This is a genomic window from Undibacterium sp. SXout7W, from assembly GCF_049339385.1.
GTDB lineage: Bacteria > Pseudomonadota > Gammaproteobacteria > Burkholderiales > Burkholderiaceae_D > Undibacterium.
In genome coordinates, this window is sequence record NZ_JBMPPF010000005.1 from 231,595 (window position 1) to 253,933 (window position 22,339).

General features: G+C 46.8%; 17 protein-coding genes. 15 read left to right on the plus strand and 2 right to left on the minus strand.

Annotated elements, in window-relative coordinates; translation table 11 throughout:
• Positions 1 to 5: 5 nt before the first annotated feature.
• The 15 genes from ACO0LB_RS07465 to ACO0LB_RS07535 all read left to right on the plus strand — a co-directional run bounded on the left by ACO0LB_RS07465 (position 6) and on the right by ACO0LB_RS07535 (position 16,577).
• Positions 6 to 761, plus strand: a complete 756-nt coding sequence (locus tag ACO0LB_RS07465; RefSeq protein WP_423048031.1) for an isoprenyl transferase — start codon at positions 6 to 8, stop codon at positions 759 to 761.
• 11 nt (positions 762 to 772) lie between these two features.
• Positions 773 to 1,591, plus strand: a complete 819-nt coding sequence (locus ACO0LB_RS07470; protein ID WP_423048033.1) for a phosphatidate cytidylyltransferase — start codon at positions 773 to 775, stop codon at positions 1,589 to 1,591.
• The gene (gene ispC / locus ACO0LB_RS07475; protein ID WP_423048035.1) at positions 1,591 to 2,781 is read left to right on the plus strand and encodes a 1-deoxy-D-xylulose-5-phosphate reductoisomerase; all 1,191 of its coding nucleotides are present in this window, start codon (positions 1,591 to 1,593) and stop codon (positions 2,779 to 2,781) included. The genes ACO0LB_RS07470 and ispC overlap by 1 nt, the downstream gene beginning before the upstream one ends.
• Positions 2,778 to 4,145 carry an RIP metalloprotease RseP gene (rseP, locus tag ACO0LB_RS07480; RefSeq protein ID WP_423048037.1) on the plus strand — a complete coding sequence of 456 codons (1,368 nt, stop codon included), beginning with the start codon at positions 2,778 to 2,780 and terminating at the stop codon, positions 4,143 to 4,145. The genes ispC and rseP overlap by 4 nt, the downstream gene beginning before the upstream one ends.
• 70 nt (positions 4,146 to 4,215) lie before the next feature.
• A complete protein-coding gene (gene bamA / locus ACO0LB_RS07485) occupies positions 4,216 to 6,564 on the plus strand; it encodes an outer membrane protein assembly factor BamA (protein WP_423048039.1) in 2,349 nt (782 codons plus the stop codon).
• A 52-nt stretch (positions 6,565 to 6,616) separates the two neighbouring features.
• Positions 6,617 to 7,138, plus strand: a complete 522-nt coding sequence (locus ACO0LB_RS07490) for an OmpH family outer membrane protein (RefSeq protein ID WP_423048083.1) — start codon at positions 6,617 to 6,619, stop codon at positions 7,136 to 7,138.
• Positions 7,139 to 7,141: 3 nt separating this feature from the next.
• Positions 7,142 to 8,203: a UDP-3-O-(3-hydroxymyristoyl)glucosamine N-acyltransferase gene (gene lpxD, locus ACO0LB_RS07495; protein ID WP_423048041.1), complete on the plus strand. Its 1,062-nt coding sequence runs from the start codon at positions 7,142 to 7,144 to the stop codon at positions 8,201 to 8,203.
• Positions 8,200 to 8,661 carry a 3-hydroxyacyl-ACP dehydratase FabZ gene (gene fabZ / locus ACO0LB_RS07500; RefSeq protein WP_423048043.1) on the plus strand — a complete coding sequence of 154 codons (462 nt, stop codon included), beginning with the start codon at positions 8,200 to 8,202 and terminating at the stop codon, positions 8,659 to 8,661. Before lpxD ends, fabZ begins: the two co-directional genes overlap by 4 nt.
• Positions 8,658 to 9,446, plus strand: a complete 789-nt coding sequence (gene lpxA, locus ACO0LB_RS07505) for an acyl-ACP--UDP-N-acetylglucosamine O-acyltransferase (RefSeq protein ID WP_423048085.1) — start codon at positions 8,658 to 8,660, stop codon at positions 9,444 to 9,446. The genes fabZ and lpxA overlap by 4 nt, the downstream gene beginning before the upstream one ends.
• A 9-nt stretch (positions 9,447 to 9,455) precedes the next feature.
• Positions 9,456 to 10,610, plus strand: a complete 1,155-nt coding sequence (lpxB, locus tag ACO0LB_RS07510; RefSeq protein ID WP_423048044.1) for a lipid-A-disaccharide synthase — start codon at positions 9,456 to 9,458, stop codon at positions 10,608 to 10,610.
• 147 nt (positions 10,611 to 10,757) lie between these two features.
• On the plus strand, positions 10,758 to 11,567 hold the full coding sequence (locus ACO0LB_RS07515) for a TatD family hydrolase (RefSeq protein WP_423048046.1): 810 nt from the start codon (positions 10,758 to 10,760) through the stop codon (positions 11,565 to 11,567).
• Positions 11,545 to 12,237: an ankyrin repeat domain-containing protein gene (locus tag ACO0LB_RS07520; protein WP_423048048.1), complete on the plus strand. Its 693-nt coding sequence runs from the start codon at positions 11,545 to 11,547 to the stop codon at positions 12,235 to 12,237. The genes ACO0LB_RS07515 and ACO0LB_RS07520 overlap by 23 nt, the downstream gene beginning before the upstream one ends.
• A gap of 420 nt (positions 12,238 to 12,657) precedes the next feature.
• Positions 12,658 to 14,388 (plus strand): ABC transporter permease, encoded by a 1,731-nt coding sequence (locus ACO0LB_RS07525; protein ID WP_423048050.1) that lies wholly within the window; start codon positions 12,658 to 12,660, stop codon positions 14,386 to 14,388.
• A 40-nt stretch (positions 14,389 to 14,428) separates the two neighbouring features.
• Positions 14,429 to 15,736, plus strand: coding sequence for a nitrate/sulfonate/bicarbonate ABC transporter ATP-binding protein (locus ACO0LB_RS07530; protein ID WP_423048052.1), 1,308 nt, complete (start codon positions 14,429 to 14,431; stop codon positions 15,734 to 15,736).
• A 613-nt stretch (positions 15,737 to 16,349) separates the two neighbouring features.
• The gene (locus ACO0LB_RS07535) at positions 16,350 to 16,577 is read left to right on the plus strand and encodes a hypothetical protein (protein WP_423048054.1); all 228 of its coding nucleotides are present in this window, start codon (positions 16,350 to 16,352) and stop codon (positions 16,575 to 16,577) included.
• 177 nt (positions 16,578 to 16,754) lie between these two features.
• On the opposite strand, the gene ACO0LB_RS07540 is transcribed toward ACO0LB_RS07535, so the two are convergent.
• Positions 16,755 to 17,384, minus strand: coding sequence for a 4'-phosphopantetheinyl transferase family protein (locus ACO0LB_RS07540; protein WP_423048056.1), 630 nt, complete (start codon positions 17,382 to 17,384; stop codon positions 16,755 to 16,757).
• Between the two features lie 14 nt (positions 17,385 to 17,398).
• Complete coding sequence (locus tag ACO0LB_RS07545) at positions 17,399 to 21,436, minus strand: Pls/PosA family non-ribosomal peptide synthetase (RefSeq protein WP_423048058.1); 4,038 nt, start codon at positions 21,434 to 21,436, stop codon at positions 17,399 to 17,401.
• Positions 21,437 to 22,339 lie beyond the last annotated feature (903 nt).

Consider the following 22,339-nt stretch of genomic DNA (forward strand, 5'->3'; position numbering starts at 1 on the left):
TCTACATGACCCATATCAGCTCTACTAAAGCAGTACCATCCACCGGAGCTATTCCTAAGCACGTTGCGATTATCATGGACGGCAATGGCCGCTGGGCAACCAAGCGGTTTTTGCCTCGTGTTGCTGGGCACGTCAAAGGTGTTGAGGCAGTCCGGGGCATTGTTGAGGCTTGCGTAGATCGTGGCATCTCCTTTTTGACCTTATTTGCATTCAGCTCCGAGAACTGGCGGCGTCCTGCCGACGAGGTATCGTTGCTGATGCGTCTTTTCGTCTCCGCTTTGGAAAAAGAGGTGGCGAGGATGCATGCAAATAATATCCGCCTGAAAGTCGTTGGTGATTTATCGCGTTTTGATTCTCAGTTGCAAAAAATGATTCAGATTGCTGAGGCCAAAACTGCAAATAATACTGGCCTGACAGTTTCTATCTGTGCCAATTACGGTGGTCGCTGGGATATTATTCAGGCAGTCAATCAGCTGAATGCCAAGCGAAATACTAATGGCGAAATATCCGAAGACGATCTGAGTCAGTATTTGTCGATGGCCTATGCTCCTGAGCCGGATTTGTTCATACGCACTGGTGGTGAGACGCGGATTTCTAATTTTTTGCTATGGCAACTTGCCTATAGTGAATTTTATTTTACAGAAACTTTTTGGCCGGACTTTGATGCTGCAGCGCTGGATGTCGCCATTCAGTCCTATCAGGCGAGAGAGCGTCGTTTTGGCCGTACCAGTGCTCAGGTCGCCGGGCCATCATCACAATAAGAGAGCTGTCGATGCTAAAAACGCGTGTGATCACGGCGCTGATATTACTGGCAATTTTATTGCCCGTGCTTTATTCAGCAAATTTTTATGCATTTTCTGTCGTTGTTTTATTATTTTTTGGTGCGGCGATATGGGAGTGTCAGCGCTTATTTAAAAAGCCGGCCCCCTTATTCATGGCTGGTTTGTGGACAGTATTTTTTGCCTACTTACTATTGCATCTGAATAATTTTTCATCTCCGCTTTTATTTGCCCTTTGCTGCGCCTTCTGGTTATTTCGACTGGTACCCATGCTTTACCGTGGACTGCCGGATGTGACCAGTTTCTCTAATGGTTTGCTGAGTGCGCTGTACGGGATTACTATTTTTGGTTGCTTTGTAGCGATTGCTGTTTTATTTCAGTCATCACCACTGTTGTTGCTATCAGTGATGGCGATAGTCTGGGTGGCAGATATAGGTGCCTATTTTGCTGGTAAAGCATTTGGAAAACACAAGTTGGCTCCTGCCATTTCTCCTGGGAAATCTTGGGAAGGCGCTATCGGCGGGTGGCTGGCGGTGTTATTGCTGTCTTATGCATCAACTTATGTTGACGTTCTTCAAAATACATTTGCAGCACAAATACTTGAGCGTAAAGGCGTTCTGATATTTGTCGCCGTCATGACCATACTGAGCGCGGCCAGTGTGGTTGGTGATCTATTCGAATCCTGTTTGAAACGTCGTGTTGATATGAAAGACAGTAGTAATCTGTTGCCTGGTCATGGTGGTGTACTGGATCGGATCGATGCACTTATTCCTGTGTTGCCACTGGCTGCACTTTTAGATCTCTGGCGTTAATGAGTATGTTGAAAAAGCAGCGACTTTGTATTCTTGGAGCGACTGGATCGATAGGCGTCTCTACTTTGGATGTGGTTGCGCGCCACCCAGATCGATATGAGATTTTCGCGTTAACGGCGCATAGTCAGATCGAAAAACTGGCAGAGCAATGTTCTCGATTTTTCCCGCAAATAGCGGTGGTTGGTTCCGCTGAAGCGGCCGATGTACTATCTTTGTTGTTGCGAGAAAGAAAACTGAGCCAGGTACAGGTCTTACACGGCGCTGAAGCTTTGTGTCAGGTTGCCAGTGCCAATGAGTGCGACAGCGTAATGGCTGCGATTGTTGGCGCTGCCGGCTTGCCGCCTTCGCTTGCTGCGGCTCGCGCCGGGAAAAAAGTGTTGCTGGCCAATAAGGAAGCGCTAGTCATGTCCGGCGCCTTGTTTATGGATGCAATACGCTCCAGCGGAGCCTCTATTTTGCCGATAGACAGTGAGCATAATGCGATTTTCCAATGCCTTCCGGCTGCTTATGATGGACAGCCACAGTCGCATGGCATTCGTCGTATTTTACTGACTGCTTCGGGTGGACCATTTTTACATCGGGAAATCTCGACTCTATCAGCAGTAACCCCTGAGGAAGCGATAGCGCATCCTAATTGGGTGATGGGGCGTAAAATTTCGATTGACTCTGCAACAATGATGAACAAAGGCCTTGAAGTCATTGAGGCACATTGGTTATTTGCGATGCCGCCAGAGCATATTGAAGTGTTGATCCATCCACAAAGTGTTATTCACTCTATGGTTTCCTATAATGATGGATCGGTACTGGCACAATTGGGCAATCCGGATATGCGGACTCCGATTGCTTACGGACTCGCCTATCCGGAACGGATTGATTCCGGAGTCGCCCCTTTGGATTTGATTAAGGTAGCAAAGCTTAACTTCGAAGAACCTGATTTTAAGCGTTTCCCTTGCTTGTCACTTGCCTATCAGGCATTGAATGCAGGGCAATCGGCGCCAACTATTTTGAACGCAAGTAATGAAGTTGCTGTCCAAGCGTTTTTAGATGGGGAAATAGGTTTCCGTATGATAGATCAGATCATTGCCCGCACTTTAGATGCCTTCAGTTCGTCGCCGGTTGATAGTCTTGAGGCGATTCTTGCTGCAGATGCTGAGGCGCGTTCCATTGCAAGATCGGTTATTGCCTCATGATGCTGATTCAAACCCTATTGGCTTTTTTGGTGGCGTTGGGCACTTTGGTGACCATCCATGAATTTGGACACTATTTGGCAGCACGCTGGTGCGGTGTCAAGGTTCTGCGCTTTTCTATTGGTATGGGGAAAGTCATTTTTTCCAGACAATGGGGGAAAGATAAGACCGAATGGGCTATCTCGGCTTTGCCTCTCGGAGGATATGTCAAAATGCTCGACATAAGAGAGTCAGGGTCTGAACAAATTTCTGAACAAGATTTGCCGCGTGAGTTCTGCCGCCAGCCAGCATGGAAGCGGATGGTAATTGTTGCCGCTGGTCCTTTCGCCAATTTTCTGCTGGCAATTATTTTATATGCCGCGCTTTTTATGCATGGCATTTCGGAACCAGTCGCAAAAATCCGTGTTCCATCATCAACTTCCATTGCGTATCAGGTGGGTTTAAGACAGGGTGATTTGATACAAACTGTCGATCAGCAAACTGTTCAAAGCTGGTCGGACTTGCGCTGGAAATTAATGCAAAAGGGCTTAGACAAGGCCGATGTGGAATTAGGCGTTCAACGCTTATCCAGCGAGGATGGACATGCGTTACAGCAACGTGTAATCAGCTTACCTCTGAAGCAATTAACGACCAAAGATCTTGAAGGAGATTTTTTTAGTACATTGGGATTTTCTCTGGCAAGACCACCTGCATTTCTGGAGGAGGTGGCCGCCGATGGTCCAGCGATGAAGGCCGGACTGCTGGCGCAGGACCAGATTTTAGAGGTCGATCATATCCCGCTATTAGATGCCCTGTCGTTCACAGAAATTGTTAATGCATCTGCTGGAAAATCACTGAAACTACTGGTGAAACGCGGTCAAGAAGCGTTCGATGTCGATGTCACTCCTGTTGCCGATGTTGTGAATGAAAAAACAATAGGGCGTCTGAAGGTAAAGTTATCCATGGCACCTGATATGCAGGTTGTCAGTGCTCCTTTTTTTGATGCAATAGTAAAAGCATCGCATAAAACGTTCGATACCAGCATGATGAGTCTGAAAATGCTTGGAAAAATGATCGTAGGTGATGTGTCGCTGAAAAATATTACCGGACCTTTGACTATCGCTGATTACGCGGGACAAACTTCCAGAACCAGTGCCGTGAGCTATCTCAGCTTCATTGCTTTGATCAGTATTAGTCTGGGAGTAATGAATTTGCTGCCTATTCCAGTGCTGGATGGGGGGCATTTGTTGTATTATTCGCTGGAAGTTTTGACTGGGAAGCGCGTGCCAGAGCGGGTTGGTGAAATTGCCCAAAGAATAGGCGTAACTTTATTGATGACCCTGATGGCAATAGCATTTTTTAATGACATCGTCAGACTGATGTCATAATAATCGGCTTGATGACAAAAAACTCACTTCAGATAGCAATATTGAGAGTATTGAAAGAATTGTATACCCAATGAAATTACATATTGAGCATTTCACTTTGCCGAATTTCCGTCGTCACACTTTGGCTCTGGCTGCATTGGCATTTTGTTCCGGCAGCGCATTTGCGATTCAACCGTTTACTGTAAAAGACATTCGTGTTGAAGGTTTGCAGCGAACCGAAGCGGGAACCGTATTTAGTTATCTGCCAGTGCGCGTTGGTGAAATATTCGACGACGCTAAGAGTACGACTGCGATTAAATCTTTGTATGCCACAGGTTTTTTCAAGGATGTTCAGATTGAAGAACAGGGCGGTGTATTGGTTGTGCTGCTGGAAGAGCGCCCAACAATCGCTGGTGTTGAATTTACAGGTACAAAAGAATTTGAAAAAGATGCTTTGGTGAAAGCATTGAAAGATATTGGCATTGGCGAGTCGAGGATTTTCGATAAGGCAACGGTTGATCGTGCGGAACAAGAACTGAAAAGACAATATTTGTCTAAAGGTTTATATGGCATGAAGATTACAACAACGATTACGCCAATTGAACGGAATCGTGTGCGTGTGACGTTCGCAGTTGATGAAGGCGAAATCGCCAGAATCGCCCAAATTAATATCATCGGTAATAAAGCCTTTTCCGATAGCGAATTACGCGAGTTATTAAGTTTGACAACGCCAGGTTGGTTCACTTGGTATACCAAAGCTGATCAGTACTCAAAACAGAAATTATCTGGTGATATTGAATCGCTGAAGTCGTTTTATCAGAATCGTGGCTATTTGGAAATGCAGGTGTTGTCGACGCAAATCTCGATTACTCCAGATAAAAAAGATATCTACATCACGATTAATTTGGTCGAGGGTGATAAATACAATATTTCCGATATCAAACTCGAAGGTGATATGTTCGGTCGCGAACAAGAACTCGCTGCATTGATGTTGCTGAAAAAAGGTGACGTATATAACGCAGCGCGTTTGACCGAAAGTACGAAACGTATTTCCGAGCGCATGGGTAATTTTGGCTATGCATTTGCCAACGTGAATGCAAATCCTATCCTCGATAAAGAGAAAAAGGAAGTTGCTTTCACCGTGTTCGTTGACCCAGGTAAGCGTGTATATGTGCGTCGTATCAATCTTGCCGGCAACACACGTACGCGGGATGAAGTGATTCGTCGTGAGTTTCGTCAATTTGAAAGTTCCTGGTATGACGGTGAAAAAATTAAAGCCTCGCGTGACCGCGTAGAGCGACTTAGTTATTTCAATGATGTCAAATTAGAGACGCCAGAAGTGTCTACCAGTACTGATCAGGTTGATGTGAATCTGACAGTGACAGAAAAACCAACAGGCAATCTGATGTTTGGTGCCGGATATTCCAGTGCTGAAAAATTAACCTTGACTGGTTCGATTCAGCAAGCCAATGCGTTTGGCAGTGGTGATACTATCGGCTTGGATGTAAATACCAGCCGTCAGAATCGCACTATTGCAGTGTCGCATACGGATCCTTATTTTACCGATGATGGCATTAGCCGCAGCGTAGATGCCTATCTACGCACGACACGTCCTATCATTGGCAGTATTGGTGACTATAAAGTACAGACAACTGGTGGCAGCGTTCGTTTTGGTGTTCCTTTCTCTGAAGTTGATACTATATTTTTTGGTCTGGGTGTAGAACGTACCAAGGTCGAAACCTACAACGGCAGTCCATATCGTTATCTCAAATATGTAGCTGACTATGGCACGGGCTCAAAAGACTCAACCAGCGTTAATTATGGCGTAGGTCAGGCAAGTACTACTTCATTCCCGCTAACAGCAGCCTGGCAACGTGATAGCCGCGACAGCGTCCTGACTCCAACGATCGGTCGTTATCAACGGGCCAATCTTGAACTGGCGGCAGTAGGTAGTTTCAAATATTATCGCGCTATTTATAATGCTCAGTACTTCCAGCCAATTTATCGCTCTGTCACGCTGGCGTTAAATGGTGAATTCGATTATGGTCATGGATTAGGTGGCAGACCATATCCTTTGTTTAAAAATTTCTATGCAGGTGGTATCGGTTCTGTTCGCGGTTATGAACCATCCTCATTAGGAACTAAAGATCCTAATGGTGACGCTCTGGGCGGTGCAACCCGATTGTTGGGCAATATTGAGTTACAGATTCCTTTCCCCGGAGCGGATAAGTCCTTGCGTTGGTTCACATTCATTGACGGTGGACAAGTATTTGATGAAGGTCAAAAAATACGTACCAGTGATTTGCGCTTTGGCGCTGGTATCGGTATAAGCTGGATATCGCCAGTAGGCCCGCTGAAATTGAGTTTCGGTAAAGCATTAAATGCAAAACCGGATGATAAGAAGCAATCCTTCCAATTCCAGATGGGTACCGGTTTCTGATCGAAACTTTGGCACCACTATTTTGTTAGTCATAGTTCGTATTACGGAGATTATTTTGAGTCAATTGATTACCCCGTCCAGATTGCTGCAACGCCTGATGATTTGCGCAGCCTGTTTCGCCAGTGTTGCCACAGTGCAGGCGCAAGATTCTAAAGTTGCCATTTTTGATTCTCAGCGTGTCATGCGTGAGTCTGGACCTGCAAAAGCGGCCGAGGCGAAAATTGAGCAAGAATTTTCCAAACGTGGCAAAGAATTACAGGATATGTCTGCCCGTCTGAAATCGATGGCAGAAAAATTAGATAAAGATGCGCCGGTGATCACTGAGTCTGAGCGTATTAAGCGTCAGCGTGAGCTGACTGATCTGGATCAGGATTTCAAACGCAAACAAAGAATCTTTAATGAAGATCTTAACCAGCGTAAGAATGAAGAAATTGCAGCTTTGGTTGATCGTGCTGTAAAAGCGGTCAAGCAGATTGCAGAAGCAGAAAAATACGATATCGTCTTGCAAGACGCTGTTTACTTTAATCCCCGCGTTGATATTACCGACAAGGTTCTCAAAGCACTCGCCAAATAATTAATGACCTCGACAAGCACTCGGCTGGGGGAATTGGTCGATCGCTTCGGTGGTCAATTAATTGGTTCTCCTGATATAGCGGTAATTGGCATTGCTCCATTAAGCGATGCCAATCCTGATCAAATTACTTTTCTGTCTAATTCTAAATTAAGACAACAGGCGGCGCATACCAAGGCGGCGGCTTTAATACTCACAGAAGCAGATTACGAGCAAATTGCGTCAGACTATCAGGGTGCCTGCATTGTTGCGGCTAATCCGTATGTCTACTTTGCTCGTGCGGCGCAATATTTTGCAGCATTAACAGCCATTGAACCAGAATGCGGTGTGCATCCTTCCGCATGGGTAAGTCCGCACGCGGTGATTGCTGCAACGGCGAGCATTGGCCCTCATGTCAGTATTGACGCTGAGTCTGTCATCGGTGAGGGAGTTGTCATTAAAGCCGGTAGCGTCATCGGACGGGGGGTGGTAATCGGTGATCACTCACTGATCCATGCCAATGTCAGTATTTATGATTATTGCCAGATCGGACAAACAGCAATTATCCATTCTGGTGCCGTCATTGGTGCGGATGGATTTGGCTTTGCCAACGAGCGCGGCCAGTGGATTAAGATTCCCCAGACCGGGCGTGTACTGATTGGCAATGATGTTGAAATCGGCGCGAACACCAGTATTGATCGCGGTGCTTTGGCCGATACCATTATTGAAGACGGTGTAAAACTCGACAATCAGATTCAGATAGGACACAACTGTCATATCGGCGCACATACTGCGATGGCTGGCTGCGTTGGTGTTGCGGGCAGCGCAAAAATTGGAAAACACTGCACATTTGGTGGCGCCGCCATGGTACTCGGGCATTTGACAATAGTCGATAACGTCCATATTTCATCTGCCAGTATGGTGTCCCGCTCAATTTTAGAGCCTGGACAATATACGGGCTTTTATCCATTGGCGAAAAATGCCGACTGGGAAAAAACGGCTGCCATTGTGCGCAACCTTTCTGGCATGCGGGAAAAACTTCGCGTACTAGAAAAAACAATTAAAACATTGACTGAAAAATCATCATGAACACACTGAATATCAACGAGATCAAAGAATATCTGCCACATCGTTATCCAATGCTACTGGTTGATCGCGTATTAAATTGGGAAAGTGGCAAGACAATTACGGCGATTAAAAACGTGACAGTCAATGAAGAATTTTTCAATGGCCACTTTCCAAACAAACCAGTCATGCCTGGCGTGTTGATGATAGAAGCACTGGCTCAAACCGCTGCTTTGCTGTCTTTCCTGACGATGGGCATTAAACCTGATGAAAAAACAATTGTGTATTTTCTAGGGATTGACGGCGCACGCTTTAAACGTCCGGTTGAACCTGGTGACCAGTTGGTGATGGATGTCGAAATTCTGAAAGTAGCCCGCGGCATCTGGAAATACAAAGCAAAAGGTACAGTGGATGGTCAGCTGGCACTTGAAGGTGAGCTGATGTGCACAATGCGTACAACTGACGATAGCACGGAGAAATAATGCTTATCCATCCAACAGCACTGATAGATCCCAAGGCTCACCTTGACAGCTCAGTTGAGGTTGGTGCGTACTCTGTTATTGGTCCGGATGTGAGTATCGGTGCAGGCACTAAAATTGGCCCGCATGTCGTGATTGATGGTCATACAACAATAGGTAAGGATAACCATTTTCACGCGTTTTCATCGATTGGCGGACCACCACAAGATAAAAAATATGCAGGTGAAGTGACCTATCTTGAGATAGGTGATCGCAATCTGATCCGTGAATTTTGTACATTCAATTGCGGTACTGTGCAGGATAAAGGACTGACGAAGGTAGGCAGCGATAACTGGTTTCTTGCCTATGTGCATATTGCTCATGATTGCACGGTTGGTAGCCATACTGTTTTTTCCAATAATGCGGCATTGGCTGGACATGTCGAGGTGGGCGACTGGGTGATTATGAGCGGCTTCTCCGCTGTTCATCAGTTTTGCAAAATTGGCGCTCATGCGTTTGTTGGCATGAATACCAGCCTGACGCAAGATGTTCCGCCTTTTGTATTGCTTTCGGGTAATCCAGCTCAAGCACATGGCGTGAATCTGGAAGGACTGAAGCGACGTGGCTTTGATCGCCCGCAATTGAATGCGATTCGTCAAGCCTATAAATTGATTTATAAATCAGGACATACGCTGGATGAGGCAAAGGCTGCACTGGATCATCAGATGGCAGAGTTGGAAGCAGGTGCACCCGAAGTCAAAATGATGCGCGATTTTTTGGATGCATCGACTCGCGGCATCGTTCGCTAAGGATCGCCTGTGTTTGCTGATCGTCCTGTTATCGCCATGGTGGCCGGTGAAACCTCCGGTGATATGCTGGCAGCCCGCATGTTATCTGGGCTACGGCTTCATCTGCCGGACTCACTGATGCATGGCATTGGTGGTCCTCGCATGGAAGAATACGATTTTGTAAACGATTGGCCGATGGATAAGTTGTCGGTCCGTGGATTATTTGAAGTGCTTGCGCATTACCGGGAGATCAGTGGTATTCGCAAGCAATTAAAGCAGAAGCTACTCGACGAAAAACCGGATGTATTCATTGGCGTCGACGCGCCTGATTTTAATCTTGATCTGGAAATACAGCTTAAACATGCTGGTATCCCGACAATGCACTATATCAGCCCTTCCATTTGGGCCTGGCGTGGTGGGCGTATCAAAAAAATCGCTGAAGCGGTTTCACACATGCTGGTGGTGTTTCCCTTTGAAGAGCAGATTTATCGGGATGCTGGCATTCCCGTGACTTACGTTGGGCATCCTTTGGCGCAAGTCATTCCTATGGAAATTGATACAGCAGCCGCACGTGAAGAACTAGGCCTTGACCCTCGATTCAAAGTTGTCGCCATCTTGCCTGGCAGTCGTATATCTGAGATTAAATACAATACGGAAGCATTCATTCGTGCGGCAAAGATTTTGATAGAACGCGAACCTCATCTGCAAATCGTGGTACCCATGGCAGGGAATAAGCAACGAAGCTATTACATCAAGCTGGTTGTGGCTGCCAAGTTAGAAGGCGTACCGATATTGTTGATTGATGGTCGTTCACATACGGCTATTGCAGCAGCAGATGCTGTGCTGGTTGCATCCGGTACGGCATCGCTGGAAGTGGCTTTGTTTAAAAAGCCGATGGTGATTGCTTATAAGATGATGGAAGCCTCTTGGCAAATCCTGAAACACATGGGGTATCAACCGTGGGTAGGTTTGCCCAATATTCTGGAAAAAGAATTTGTGGTTCCTGAGTTGTTGCAATCGGCTGCCACGCCGTTGGCGATGGCCGATGCCATCTGGCAACAGCTCAATAGTGAGTCGATACAACGCGACCTGAAGGACAGGTTCACACAGATGCATCATACTTTGCTGAGGGATACGGCCAATATTTCAGCGCAAGCCGTCATGGATGTGATTGCGCGGCGTTAAACGACGTTAGTATTGGAGTCATCTTGCCACCTTGTTGCGTCAACTGCTGTATCGCAATACCAGACTGGCTCTATATCAGCTTATTATCAGCCCATCTGCAAATAAACGGCTACTTCAGCCGCCAATCTCATCAACCAGAAATATTTTATGTACATAGATTCACATTGCCATATTAACTTTCCTGAACTTGCAGCTAAGTTACCTGAAATTATGCAAAAAATGGCTGACAATGGTGTCAGTCATGCGCTCTGTGTTTCTGTTGATCTGCCGGATTTTCCACAAGTATTGGCACTGGCAGAGCAATATCCGCATATTTATGCTTCGGTCGGTGTGCATCCTGATTATGAAGATACAGCGGAGCCAAGTGCGGAACAGCTGTTTGAGTTATCGCAACATCCTAAAATTATTGCAATCGGAGAAACCGGCCTGGATTATTTCCGATTAAAAGGCGATCTGGAATGGCAGCGTGAGCGTTTTCGTCAACATATTCGTGCTTCCCGCCTTAGCCGTAAGCCATTGATTATCCATACACGCGCTGCGTCGGAGGATACGATCCGGATTATGCGGGAAGAGGGAGCTGGAACGGCACAGGGCGGTGTGGCGGGGGTCATGCACTGCTTTACCGAGTCACTCGAAGTCGCACAAGCTGCGGTAGAAATGGGATTCTATATTTCGTTTTCCGGCATCCTCACATTTAAAAGTGCCAAGGATTTGCAGGCAGTTGCCAAAGCTTTGCCGTTGGACAGGATATTGATAGAAACGGATTCGCCGTATCTCGCCCCTGTGCCACATCGTGGCAAAATGAATGAGCCTGGGCTGGTTCGCCATGTCGGTGAATTTTTGGCTGATTTGAGAGGAATTCCGCTGAAAGAGGTACAGCAAGCCACGACCGATAATTTCTTTAACCTGTTTCAGTTTGCGAAGTCCGCTTCCCATGATCGCCCCGCGACTGTTTAATCTTGACGATTGGCGCACCATTTCCCGCGCAGGTGCGCTCGCCAGTGTGCTCTCTGTTATTTTGCTTTTGCCTATCCTTGCACATGCAGAGGCGTATGACGATTTTCTGTTTGCAGTACGCTTTAATAATGCCCCTGTAGTAAAGGAATTTTTACGTAAAGGGATGGATGTTAACTCAGTAGAAGGTGTCAGAGGAGAAACGATACTGATGTTGGCCTTACGTGAAAATTCGATGACTGTCTTCGACCAGTTATTAAAGGCTGATGACATCAAGCTGGAGGCACGTGCTGTCAATGGTGATACTGCGTTAATGCTGGCCTGTTTTTTAGGAAATACCGAAGCAGTAAAAAAATTGATTGCTGCGGGTGCTGAAATCAATCAGGTCGGTTGGGCGCCGTTACATTACGCAGCGGCCAAAGGAAATACGGATATTATTGCGCTGTTGCTGGAGCATTTTGCTTACATTGATACCGAATCTCCGAATAAAACAACGCCTCTGATGATGGCTGTTCGCTCTGGCAAGCTGGAGGCAGTGAGTTTGTTACTGGAAGAAGGCGCTGATCCGCATTTGAAAAATACGCTGGGGCTGACGGCATTGGATTTTGCCGAAGAAATCGAGCAAAGAGAAATTGCCGCCTTGTTGCAGCAAAAAATGCAAATCAAGAACTAGATTTTAAGAAATAGATTTCATTTACAATTTAAAACATATTTCCGCATTGCAGCATATTGTAGTTTGTCTGAGGCCTGTGTTAGAGTTCGGGCATCGCATTTTTGGGAGTTCATTCTGTGGATAGTTATAGTTGTCGATCCTACGTCGACTTCATCACGGCAATGTAATCGCAGATCATCTGCTGCTACCTTGCCGCCTGGCGGGTAGTAGTCCCTCTCAGCAAATTCAGCTGAATCGCTATTTACCTCATTTTTCTCTCATCCTGATCAACGCATTCACTGCCAGACCGACCGGTTTCGAGCGGCAAAGTGCCTTGGATTGGATGTTCTTGTCACCACCTGAGCGCTATTGCGCCAGTGCAGGGAGGTATTGTGCTGTCTCATATTTTTTTCTGTCTTCACTCCTGTTCAGGAGCTAGCCATGTTTGAGCTGTTTAAGTTACAGAATCGCGACGATATCGAAGTGAAGGGCCCTAACCGCTGGGATTGGGCATTATTGCCATTGATTCTCGCTCTTTTGGGTGTGTTTGCCTTTGCTGCTATGCAAATGAGTCGTCCGTTTTCTGTTGGTCAAGCCTTGCAGATTTCGCTTGATCCGTCTTATCTGCCCTATTACTTGTTGCGCACTATTTTGCGCATGTTTACTGCGCTCGGTTTTTCATTGCTGTTCAGCCTTATCTTTGCAGCAATCGCTGTGAAATACGCGGCAGCAGAAAAAGTCATGATCCCTGCGCTGGATATTTTGCAGTCCGTGCCGATTCTGGGTTTTCAGGCGATTGCCATTGCGCCATTCATCGCCTTATTTCCAGGTAATTTGTTGGGCGTGGAATGCGCTGCAATTTTTGCGATTTTTACTTCGCAGGCCTGGAACATGGCATTCAGTTTGTATCAATCCATGCGTAATGTTCCTGCCGAATTGCAGGAAGCTGCGCATATTTTCAGATTGTCGAGCTGGCAACGGTTTTGGCGTCTGGAATTACCGTTCGCTATGCCGGGATTGTTGTGGAATATGATGATGTCAATGTCTGGGGGCTGGTTCTTTCTGGTCGCGGCAGAGGCCATTTCTGTCGCAGGTCAGGATATCAAATTACCCGGAATTGGCTCTTATATTGCCGTTGCGATAGAAGCCAAAAATGGTGTGGCAATTGCGTGGGCCATAGGCGCGATGCTGACGGGGATTCTGCTCTATGACCAGTTATTCTTCCGGCCTTTGTTGGCCTGGGCAGATAAATTTCGCTTTGAAGAATCACAAGGTGAAACTGCACAACAATCCTGGCTACTGGATTGGATGCGCAGCAGTAGCTGGGTGCGCACCTGGACAGAAAGATTCTGGTCGTATCTGGGGCGGGCACTGAGCTGGTTCAGCGTCCGCTACGACGGGACTTCAGAGCGAGCGCAGCGTAAGGTGATCAATCCCTTTTGGCTCAGGTTGCTGGATGCTGGCATTGTTGCCAGCGCCCTGTTTGCGGCTTATCGCCTGATGCTCTTTATTCATAGCGATGTCGGCTGGGGCGAGGTGCTTCATGTTGCCGGGCTTGGCTTGATCACTTTAGTACGGGTCATGTTGCTCATCGCACTGGCCTCTCTGGTCTGGGTGCCTATTGCTGTCTGGATAGGATTACGGCCACAGTATTCGCAGAAGGTGCAGGCGGTGGCACAATTTTTGGCTGCGTTTCCGGTCAATCTGATGTTCCCATTGGTGGTATTGGTCATGGTGACACTGAACCTGACACCGAATATCTGGCTCAGTCCACTGATGGTATTCGGAACGCAATGGTACATTTTGTTTAATGTTGTCGCAGGTGCAGCAACCATTCCACATGAGCTTCGTCTGGCGGCAGATAATCTCGGCTTGAAGGGGTGGTTGAAATGGAAGCGCGTGTATTTACCAGCGATATTCCCCAGCTATATCACAGGTGCAATTACTGCCAGCGGTGGTTCATGGAATGCCAGTATCGTCGCCGAATACGTTACCTGGGGCAAAACGACGCTGATTGCAGATGGCCTGGGTAGCTATATCAAGCAGATGACGGAAGCCGGCGATTTTCACAGAATCGCATTGGGCATTGGCGTGATGTGTGTGTTCGTCATGCTGCTGAACCGTTTTTTCTGGCGTAAATTGTATTTGCTGGCAGAAGATCATGTTCGCTAATCATCAGACCACACTATCTGCTCAGCATGAGGAAAATAAGATGACTCAAAACCTGTTGATCGACCTGAATCAGGTCGCCAAATCCTTCAAGGCCTCTGATGGGAAATCTCGTCTGATTCTGGATAAAGTAGATTTTCATCTGAAAGAAGGTGAGATTGTTGCTTTGCTTGGTAAATCTGGCTCTGGCAAATCGACCTTGCTGCGTATTATGGCGGGTCTGATTCCGGCAGATAAAGGTAAAGTGGCCTATCGTGATAAAGATATTTTTGGTCCCGTTGCTGGCATTGCGATGGTGTTTCAGTCGTTTGCCTTGTTTCCATGGCTAACGGTGCAACAAAACGTAGAACTTGGTCTTGAAGCGCAGGGGGTGCCGGCGGCGGAGCGGGAAACACGTGCAGATGCGGTACTGGAGTTGATCGGTCTGGCAGGTTTTGGCGGGGCATTACCACGCGAATTATCTGGCGGTATGAAGCAACGGGTAGGTATCGCCCGGGCCTTGGTGACCAATCCCGATATCTTACTGATGGATGAAGCCTTTTCGGCATTGGATGTGTTGACTGGTGAGACACTGCGCAACGATATGCTGGAACTATGGGAAGATAAAAAAATCTCGACCAAAGGTATTTTGATTGTTTCTCATAACATCGAAGAAGCCGTCATGATGGCGGATCGCATCATCATTCTATCGAGCGATCCAGGTACTGTCAGATGTGAGATTCATATTGATTTGCCACGGCCCCGTGATGTCGATGCGGTGGAAGTGCGGGCCCTGATTGATGAAGTTTATGGGCTGATGACCATGCGTCATGGCCATGAAGCGGCAATCGATGCGCCAAGCTCACGCCATCTGGGTTACCGTTTGCCAGACACCGATGTTAGTCGTATTGAGGGTGTCCTGGACATGTTGGCCAATGCGCCCTTTAATGGACGCGCCGATTTGCCGCAACTGGCAGAAGAGTCAGAGTTATCTGATGAAGAATTATTCCCTACTTATGAAGCACTGAGTCTGCTCGGCTTTGCTGTTCTGGAAAAGGGTGACATCATGCTGACCGCACTGGGAACCAAGTATGTTGAAGCAGAACAGGCACATAAACAGGAATTGTTCGGACAGCAATTATTGACGCACGTGCCATTAGCAGCTCATATCCGACGTAATCTGGAAACAGAAAGTAATGGCAGCTTGCCGGAACAGCCTTTACTGGAATTGTTGGCAGAGTTTCTGAAGGCAGACGAAGCGAAGCGTGTACTGGAAGTGGCGATCGAATGGGGGCGCTACGGTGAAGTATATGAGTACGATTATCATACTGGCCGGCTGACTTTGCCAGAAGATGGTGACGATAATCGTTGAAGAATAAATTGCTTATATCAAGGCTAAGGCTTACGACTTTAATCATTTTTGTCGCCTCTTCTGTTGATGATGCTTGTAACTACTTTCTTGTCTCATCAGTCTCATGAATATATTGATGCTGCGTAGCTGATATATTGGTATTTTAAGGGGAGTATAGTGAATATTCCCCTTGATGTCGTTAGAAATAAAGGCGATTAAAAATATACTCCCCCTAGTATTTTCAGGGGGATTTTTCATTTTTTTAAGCACCTAGCTTTCCTGCCCTTATACGAAGGCTCTTCGTCACAGCATGTGAAACCCACCCGTTCACCCACCCATCACATCCCGTTCTATCAGTCAGGATATAAGGGAAATATTTGCAAAAGAAAATATACTGATTATATGTTCAGTATATTTTCCATCTCCTGTATAAACCAATAAATTCCATTCAGCCTGTGACAAGATGAGACAAACAGTGTGAAAACGATTAAATACTGATTGTACATACAGTGTTTTGTGTTAAAGTCTTTCTCAGTGGCGGAATATTCATGTCAGCCACGTACTTACTACACACTTATTATTGATTGACTCACCCAACTTATTTCAACCAATACCGATCCGGAGATTGACCACCATGGCACACCTCGAACAGTCTTTTGAAGCACGTTTCAGCCTGCAATTCACACCGACATCATTTATGTTGAGAATAGGCCGCAGAGAAGTCTTTGTTTGCCGGGATTTCAGACAGCGTAATTACCACGTCAGTAGTCTGATTGATTGCTCCACAGGAGTACAAGCAGGTTACCTCGAAATATTATTGTGCCGGAAATGGCTGGTTATTTTATCCAAGGCACGCGGATAACTGGTGGGCAGGAATCTATTACGCTGGTACCACTAATACGGCTCGCAGAGGGTTGGTAAGGCTGGTACAGCTGGTACCTTTGATGCAACTACTGAGTATGACGAGGACCAGCGAACAATCTTATTGATGAATATCGTTGCCGGATATTGCACCTGACGAAAAGTCTCTTTCATTCTCTCAGGCATCTTCTTTCTGGAAAAATACCGTTCCACAATAAGGGGAGGGGAGTGATAGTCGTAGTACATCAGCGTTCTGGTGATATTGCAAGAATCGGGCTTCGCGTTGCGCGTTCCACTCATGCAAGCCATCTCCTGATAACTTCGAACAGGCTTCCATGCTTGTCCATGCCTGTGCAAATGCGGCATGTTGCTGTTCAGGCGGGCAATCGAGCAAGCGCGCAGTCTGCGCTGTTCCCAGAAAAAGCCTTGATAACGGCTGCCACTCCAACTGGGTGTCAATCTTCATCACATCCATACCCAACGCAGATCTTGTGCTGATACCTGCCAGCGACAAGCCATCTTCGTGCGCGAATGAAAGAAACACTCGTTGCTGATTCAACAAAACAGACAGCGGACCGGCGATGCCGGAAGGTATGCGTAACTGATCGGCGGGAAAAGAATACGCAAGGCTTAATAACTCTGACACGGCAATGCGAATCTGATATCTTGCCGCGTCTCTTGCCAATGCACCCGGTAAGCGCACATACAATAGCGCGCGTCCTTGGGTTTTCAATACATCCAGCAATTCAGAGCTTTTCTCGGGCCAGCAAAGCACTGTTGCAACATCGGGCTGACTTGTCGGGAACATACAAGTCAGCCGGCTCAGGCTGTCGTCATTGCAGCTGGGCAGCCGCGCCAGCTTGATCGCGCAGGAATGTATTCTCCCTTCATGACCAGTGTCAGAGCACCAAGCTGTGCATCATCCCCGACAACAGCGCTATACAAGACAGAACTGCGCGGCCCCATATACACCCGGGCGCCAATATGGACATGGTCAATTTTCATGACTCTGTCTTCAAACAAATGGGTCTGAGGGCAGGCCAGAGCATTGATTTCACTGTAATCGCCAATGCTGACGCAATCAAATTCCGTGATATCCGTCGTATCCATATAGACGCCTTTGCCAATTTTGCATCCCAGCAAACTAAAAGCAAATGGAAGCCACGGCGTGCCTCTCAGATATCTCATAAAGTTTGGTACGGCAACACCCTCATACAAATTAGTAATTCCCTCCGAAAACCAGACAAATGGCGTCCACATAGGCACGCTACTTTTTTTGTAGCGGAAAATAAACAGCCATTTCAGCCCAAGAACAAAGGCAAAACTACCAATGCCGTATAACAAACCAGCGACCATCAGGTAATAGAGCACCTCCATCCAGCGGTCATCACCCGCTAACGGCATCAGGTCCAGCACGATCGTATAGCCCACGGCAATCACGATTGCGTGAGGCGCAATAATACGGAAAGCCTCGATCACTCCGCGTCCAAGACGGCGGAAAGCAGAGGGGTGAAACGTCAGATTTTCGGGGAACCCCAGAACAACTTCACGCGCCGGCAAGTGAATAGGCGGCGAACCCAGCCAGGTATCACCATCTTTCATTTGTGTGTTGTCTGGTGCGCAGGAATGCACGCCAATCAACACATTTTCCGGTAGTACGGTGCCATCTGGGATATACGCACCATTTCCGACAAAGCTCCGTTTGGCGATGACTGTAGGGCGCATGCTCATCCAGCCGCCGTCAATATGCTCATCTCCCAACAAAACGGCATCGGCAATAAAGGTCTCATCTCCCAGCGCTAACATATCCGGTACAACGCCGAGTGCCGTTGAAATTTCAGCGCCTTTACCCACTTTTGCGCCTAGCAAACGATACCAAAAAGGAGCATAAACAGTGGCATATACACCGTGCAGAATATTTAAGCTAGCCTCTTGAATCTGATTGACCAGCCATTTCCCACAATAAATATTTCCATGCACCGGATAGTGTCCTGGCTGCAATTTTGGCAAAATACTCCAGCGGATTGCCGCAGAGAGCAGGGCGGTGCAAATAATCAACACGCCAGTTGCCGGAAATGCCAATACAAAATATTTGGTCAGTTGAAAAGCCAATGAGTTACTTTGTAACCACGGAAAATTATCACTACTGTCAAACCAGTCTATCGTCATGAAGCTGGGAAATACCGGCATGAAAAAGAGAGCGCTGATCGCCAGCGAACCAATCACAAAAAATAGTGTTTCAAAAGCAGATCTGGCACGTGATAATGGTGGGCGAGGTAAATTGCCTGCTGGATCAAATGCTCCGGCATCCTGAGCCGGCGAGCCTTTCCAGATGCGCCAGCGCGGCACAGTCTGCCCCTCAGCTAATGCAGATTGTCCTTCGAGATGCGCACCATCTTCCAGACTCGTGTTTCCTTCCAGTACAGAATAGGAGCCTACACAAGTGTCTTCACCTAAGGTAATCGTGCCTAGCAATAATTCGCCGTGCAGCACGCGTGCATTTTCAAAATTGCAAGCATTTCCAATGCTACTGCCGGAACCTGCGGTGAACAGATCTGGTGCGCGTAATGTCAGGGAACCGATAACAACATCTTTTCCTATGTTTGCTCCCAATGCGCGCAGCCACCAGACATACAGCGAAGAACCGCCGAGCATGTAGGTTGGCGCTGCTTCTACCAGACGATCCGCCAGCCACCAACGGTAATACGTCCATCCCCACAAAGGATATCGCCCTGCGCGCAAGCGACCTGCGATTAACCATTTCCCCAGAATGGCCACTGCAAACTCTGCCAATGTGAGTAACAAAAATACGCCCACAGACAATAGCATTGCACGACCAACAGAATCCCCGGGGTCACCTGTAAAAAAGTGATAAGCAAAAAATGGCGCAAGCCATTGCACCATGCGCATAACGACCAACCAGGGAATTGCCACCGCTTGAGCCGCAGCACACGCCATACGACGCCACGTTGGCGGCGCAATCCAGAGTTGCGTCTGCTCGGTCGCTGTATCTTGCGCCATTCCTGCAACTTCCAGTACGGCAGCCAATTTTTCAATGCTTCTTTGTTGATAAATATCGCTGATTTTGAAATAAGCATAGCGATGCTGTTGGCGCAAAACAGAGACCAGTTTTGCAGCCATCAGAGAGTGTCCGCCCAGGTCAGCAAAAAAATCCGCTTTTCTACGAATCGCCTGACCGGGAAATAAACCCGTTAATGCTGCAAACAAAACTTTTTCTGCCTCGGTTTCTGGTACGTCAGACTCTCCGACCATCGTCTGTATCGATAATGCTTGTTTCTTGAGAACGTTTCTGTCGATCTTGCCAGAAGTCAACCGCGGCATTTCTGATACATACTCAAACCTCGAAGGCATCATATAGGGAGGCAACAGCGCACTTAATGCAGACCTTAGAAGCGCACTGAACTCGGAATCCGACAAAGGATGAGGTGTTGCCGTATGATTCAGATCATCGCGCAATATAAAAGCCACAATCTGATCAATGCCCTGATCCTGGCGCAATACAACAGCGGCGGTACCAATGCCTGCTTGTTGCGTCAAGATGGTTTCAATTTCACCAAGCTCCACGCGAAATCCGCGTATTTTGACCTGATCATCAGCACGTCCCAGACATTGCACGCTGCCATCGGGATTAATGCAAGCCAGATCGCCTGTTTTGTACAGTCTTTCCTCTGTCGGATGACTCGCCCACGGATTGGCGATAAATTTTTCATTGGTCAGGTCTGGACGTCCAAGATAACCAATAGCAATTCCCGGTCCGGAAATGCATAACTCCCCAGTTTCTCCACGAGGTAATAATTGCAAACCTTGTTCGGATTCTGTACTGATCACCAGCAAAGAGTAATTGGGTAAAGGCTGGCCAATCGTGACAGCTTGATTCGGTAGTAACGGTGCCAGACTGGCTGATACAGTGGCCTCCGTCGGACCATAGGTATTAAACATCTGCCGACCCGGCTTCGACCAGCGATTCACCAGCGACTCAGGACACATCTCACCACCAAGATTAATCAGCCGCAGACTGGGAACATCTTCGCTGAATAATGCAAGCAGAGTAGGTACCGCATGCAGAACTGTAATCTGATGAGCCTGCATGGCTCGTGGCAAAGCATCCGGGTCGGCAGTCATTTCTTTTGGTGCCAGCCATAAAGTTGCGCCAACTAAATAACTGATCCAGATTTCCTCAAAGGACATATCGAAGGCAACAGAAAATCCCTGATACACCTTGTCATGTTCAGTGATGCCTAGTATGTGATTTTCACTGCGTAAAAAATGGCAGATACTTTGTTGAGTAACCAGGATGCCTTTCGGCTTACCGGTCGAACCAGAAGTGTAAATAACATAAGCAGGTGATTCTGGCGCAACCTCACCGCGTCTGAGTAAACCAGCCGATCGTTCAGACTCAGCATGATCCAGCAGGGTTTCTATACGCCAGACAGGCAAATCTAATTGTGCCAGCGCCGCATCAAATTGCTGACAACTTAATATTCCGGCAGCATCTGCATCTGTCAAACAGACAGCGATACGCTCAATTGGCGTATCCGCATCAAACGGCAACCAGGCGGCGCCTGTTTTTGCGATAGCTGCCTGCATCACCAGCAAATCAATCCCGCGCGGTAACCACAGCCCAAGTATATGTCCCGGGCGAATGCCCGAACGTATTAATACAGAAGCGATCTGATCCGCTTTTGTATTCAGCTCCGCATAAGTAAGTGCCTTTTGTTCAAAAATCAGCGCGATTTTAGTGGGGAAAGTATGTGCGGTTGTTTCTAATAAATCTGCCAAAACTTCATGGCGCATCAGTTCGGGAATGTACTCACCGTGTAAAACTTCTGGTTTTGCCATTGTGCTGCTAAACGAAGACATAAAAAGGAGAAAAAGAAAGGTTGCTTAATATAGGCTAATTTTGTGTCGCGTCAACAAATAACCGGCCTAGATTTGATGTATCAACATGTTTTGAGAAAGATCGTTTGCAAACTCATCATCTCGTTTTTATTTGTAATGAAGAGTGGTTTGCATCAGTTTGTTGTTATTTAAAGGAATTAAAATATTTTTCGCAATTGTATTACCTGCAAAGCACTCTTTGATTGATTTATTAATAATCTTATGGCGATAATTTAATGCTGCGGAGTGATTGCCTTGAGATATTTCTAGTGCATGCAAATGCGTCTTAGCTTGTAAGAGATTTGTAAGTCAATTTGAAGTGTAAATAAGATTTGAGCAGGTTTCTAAAAACCATCAGATTTTATATATGTAACCTTGTTTTTATTTCAAGAAAGAAATCATCTGTGATTAACATAATTTCCAGCAATCAATTGGTGCAAAAACTTGTATAAGAATCGAAGTTTCATTGATATGACGAATGCTACTACCAATTAATACGTATGAAAGCGAGCGCTTCCGAGTTTTGAACAATCAGGTTCAATTATCCTACCCAGAATAAGTATATTCAGACTACAGAGATTGACTGGGTTCAGTCGTGCAATAAAGACACAAGATTTTCGACATCATATAAATTTAAGTCACCTATGAATAGGTGATGCTAGTATTACACGATAAATTTTTCAAAGAGTTGCACTATTTCCTTATTTTTAAATTTTTTCCGGATCCAGAATGGGTATTTACGATCAAGCCATCCAGCAACTGTACGTTGCTTACTTCAATCGTCCTGCTGATCCAGCAGGTCTGAACTACTGGAACACAGTAGTAGCAGCAAACAAAGGCTCCACAACAGCAGTTTCCGCCGCG

Excerpts from the sequence above, each read along its gene's own strand:
- ACO0LB_RS07465 (WP_423048031.1), top strand. The coding sequence starts at position 6 with ATGACCCATATCAGCTCTACTAAAGCAGTACCATCCACCGGAGCTATT.
- ACO0LB_RS07470 (WP_423048033.1), top strand. The coding sequence starts at position 773 with ATGCTAAAAACGCGTGTGATCACGGCGCTGATATTACTGGCAATTTTA.
- ispC (WP_423048035.1), top strand. The coding sequence starts at position 1,591 with ATGAGTATGTTGAAAAAGCAGCGACTTTGTATTCTTGGAGCGACTGGA.
- rseP (WP_423048037.1), top strand. The coding sequence starts at position 2,778 with ATGATGCTGATTCAAACCCTATTGGCTTTTTTGGTGGCGTTGGGCACT.
- bamA (WP_423048039.1), top strand. The coding sequence starts at position 4,216 with ATGAAATTACATATTGAGCATTTCACTTTGCCGAATTTCCGTCGTCAC.
- lpxD (WP_423048041.1), top strand. The coding sequence starts at position 7,142 with ATGACCTCGACAAGCACTCGGCTGGGGGAATTGGTCGATCGCTTCGGT.
- fabZ (WP_423048043.1), top strand. The coding sequence starts at position 8,200 with ATGAACACACTGAATATCAACGAGATCAAAGAATATCTGCCACATCGT.
- ACO0LB_RS07515 (WP_423048046.1), top strand. The coding sequence starts at position 10,758 with ATGTACATAGATTCACATTGCCATATTAACTTTCCTGAACTTGCAGCT.
- ACO0LB_RS07520 (WP_423048048.1), top strand. The coding sequence starts at position 11,545 with ATGATCGCCCCGCGACTGTTTAATCTTGACGATTGGCGCACCATTTCC.
- ACO0LB_RS07525 (WP_423048050.1), top strand. The coding sequence starts at position 12,658 with ATGTTTGAGCTGTTTAAGTTACAGAATCGCGACGATATCGAAGTGAAG.
- ACO0LB_RS07530 (WP_423048052.1), top strand. The coding sequence starts at position 14,429 with ATGACTCAAAACCTGTTGATCGACCTGAATCAGGTCGCCAAATCCTTC.
- ACO0LB_RS07535 (WP_423048054.1), top strand. The coding sequence starts at position 16,350 with ATGGCACACCTCGAACAGTCTTTTGAAGCACGTTTCAGCCTGCAATTC.
- ACO0LB_RS07540 (WP_423048056.1), bottom strand. The coding sequence starts at position 17,384 with ATGTTCCCGACAAGTCAGCCCGATGTTGCAACAGTGCTTTGCTGGCCC.
- ACO0LB_RS07545 (WP_423048058.1), bottom strand. The coding sequence starts at position 21,436 with ATGGCAAAACCAGAAGTTTTACACGGTGAGTACATTCCCGAACTGATG.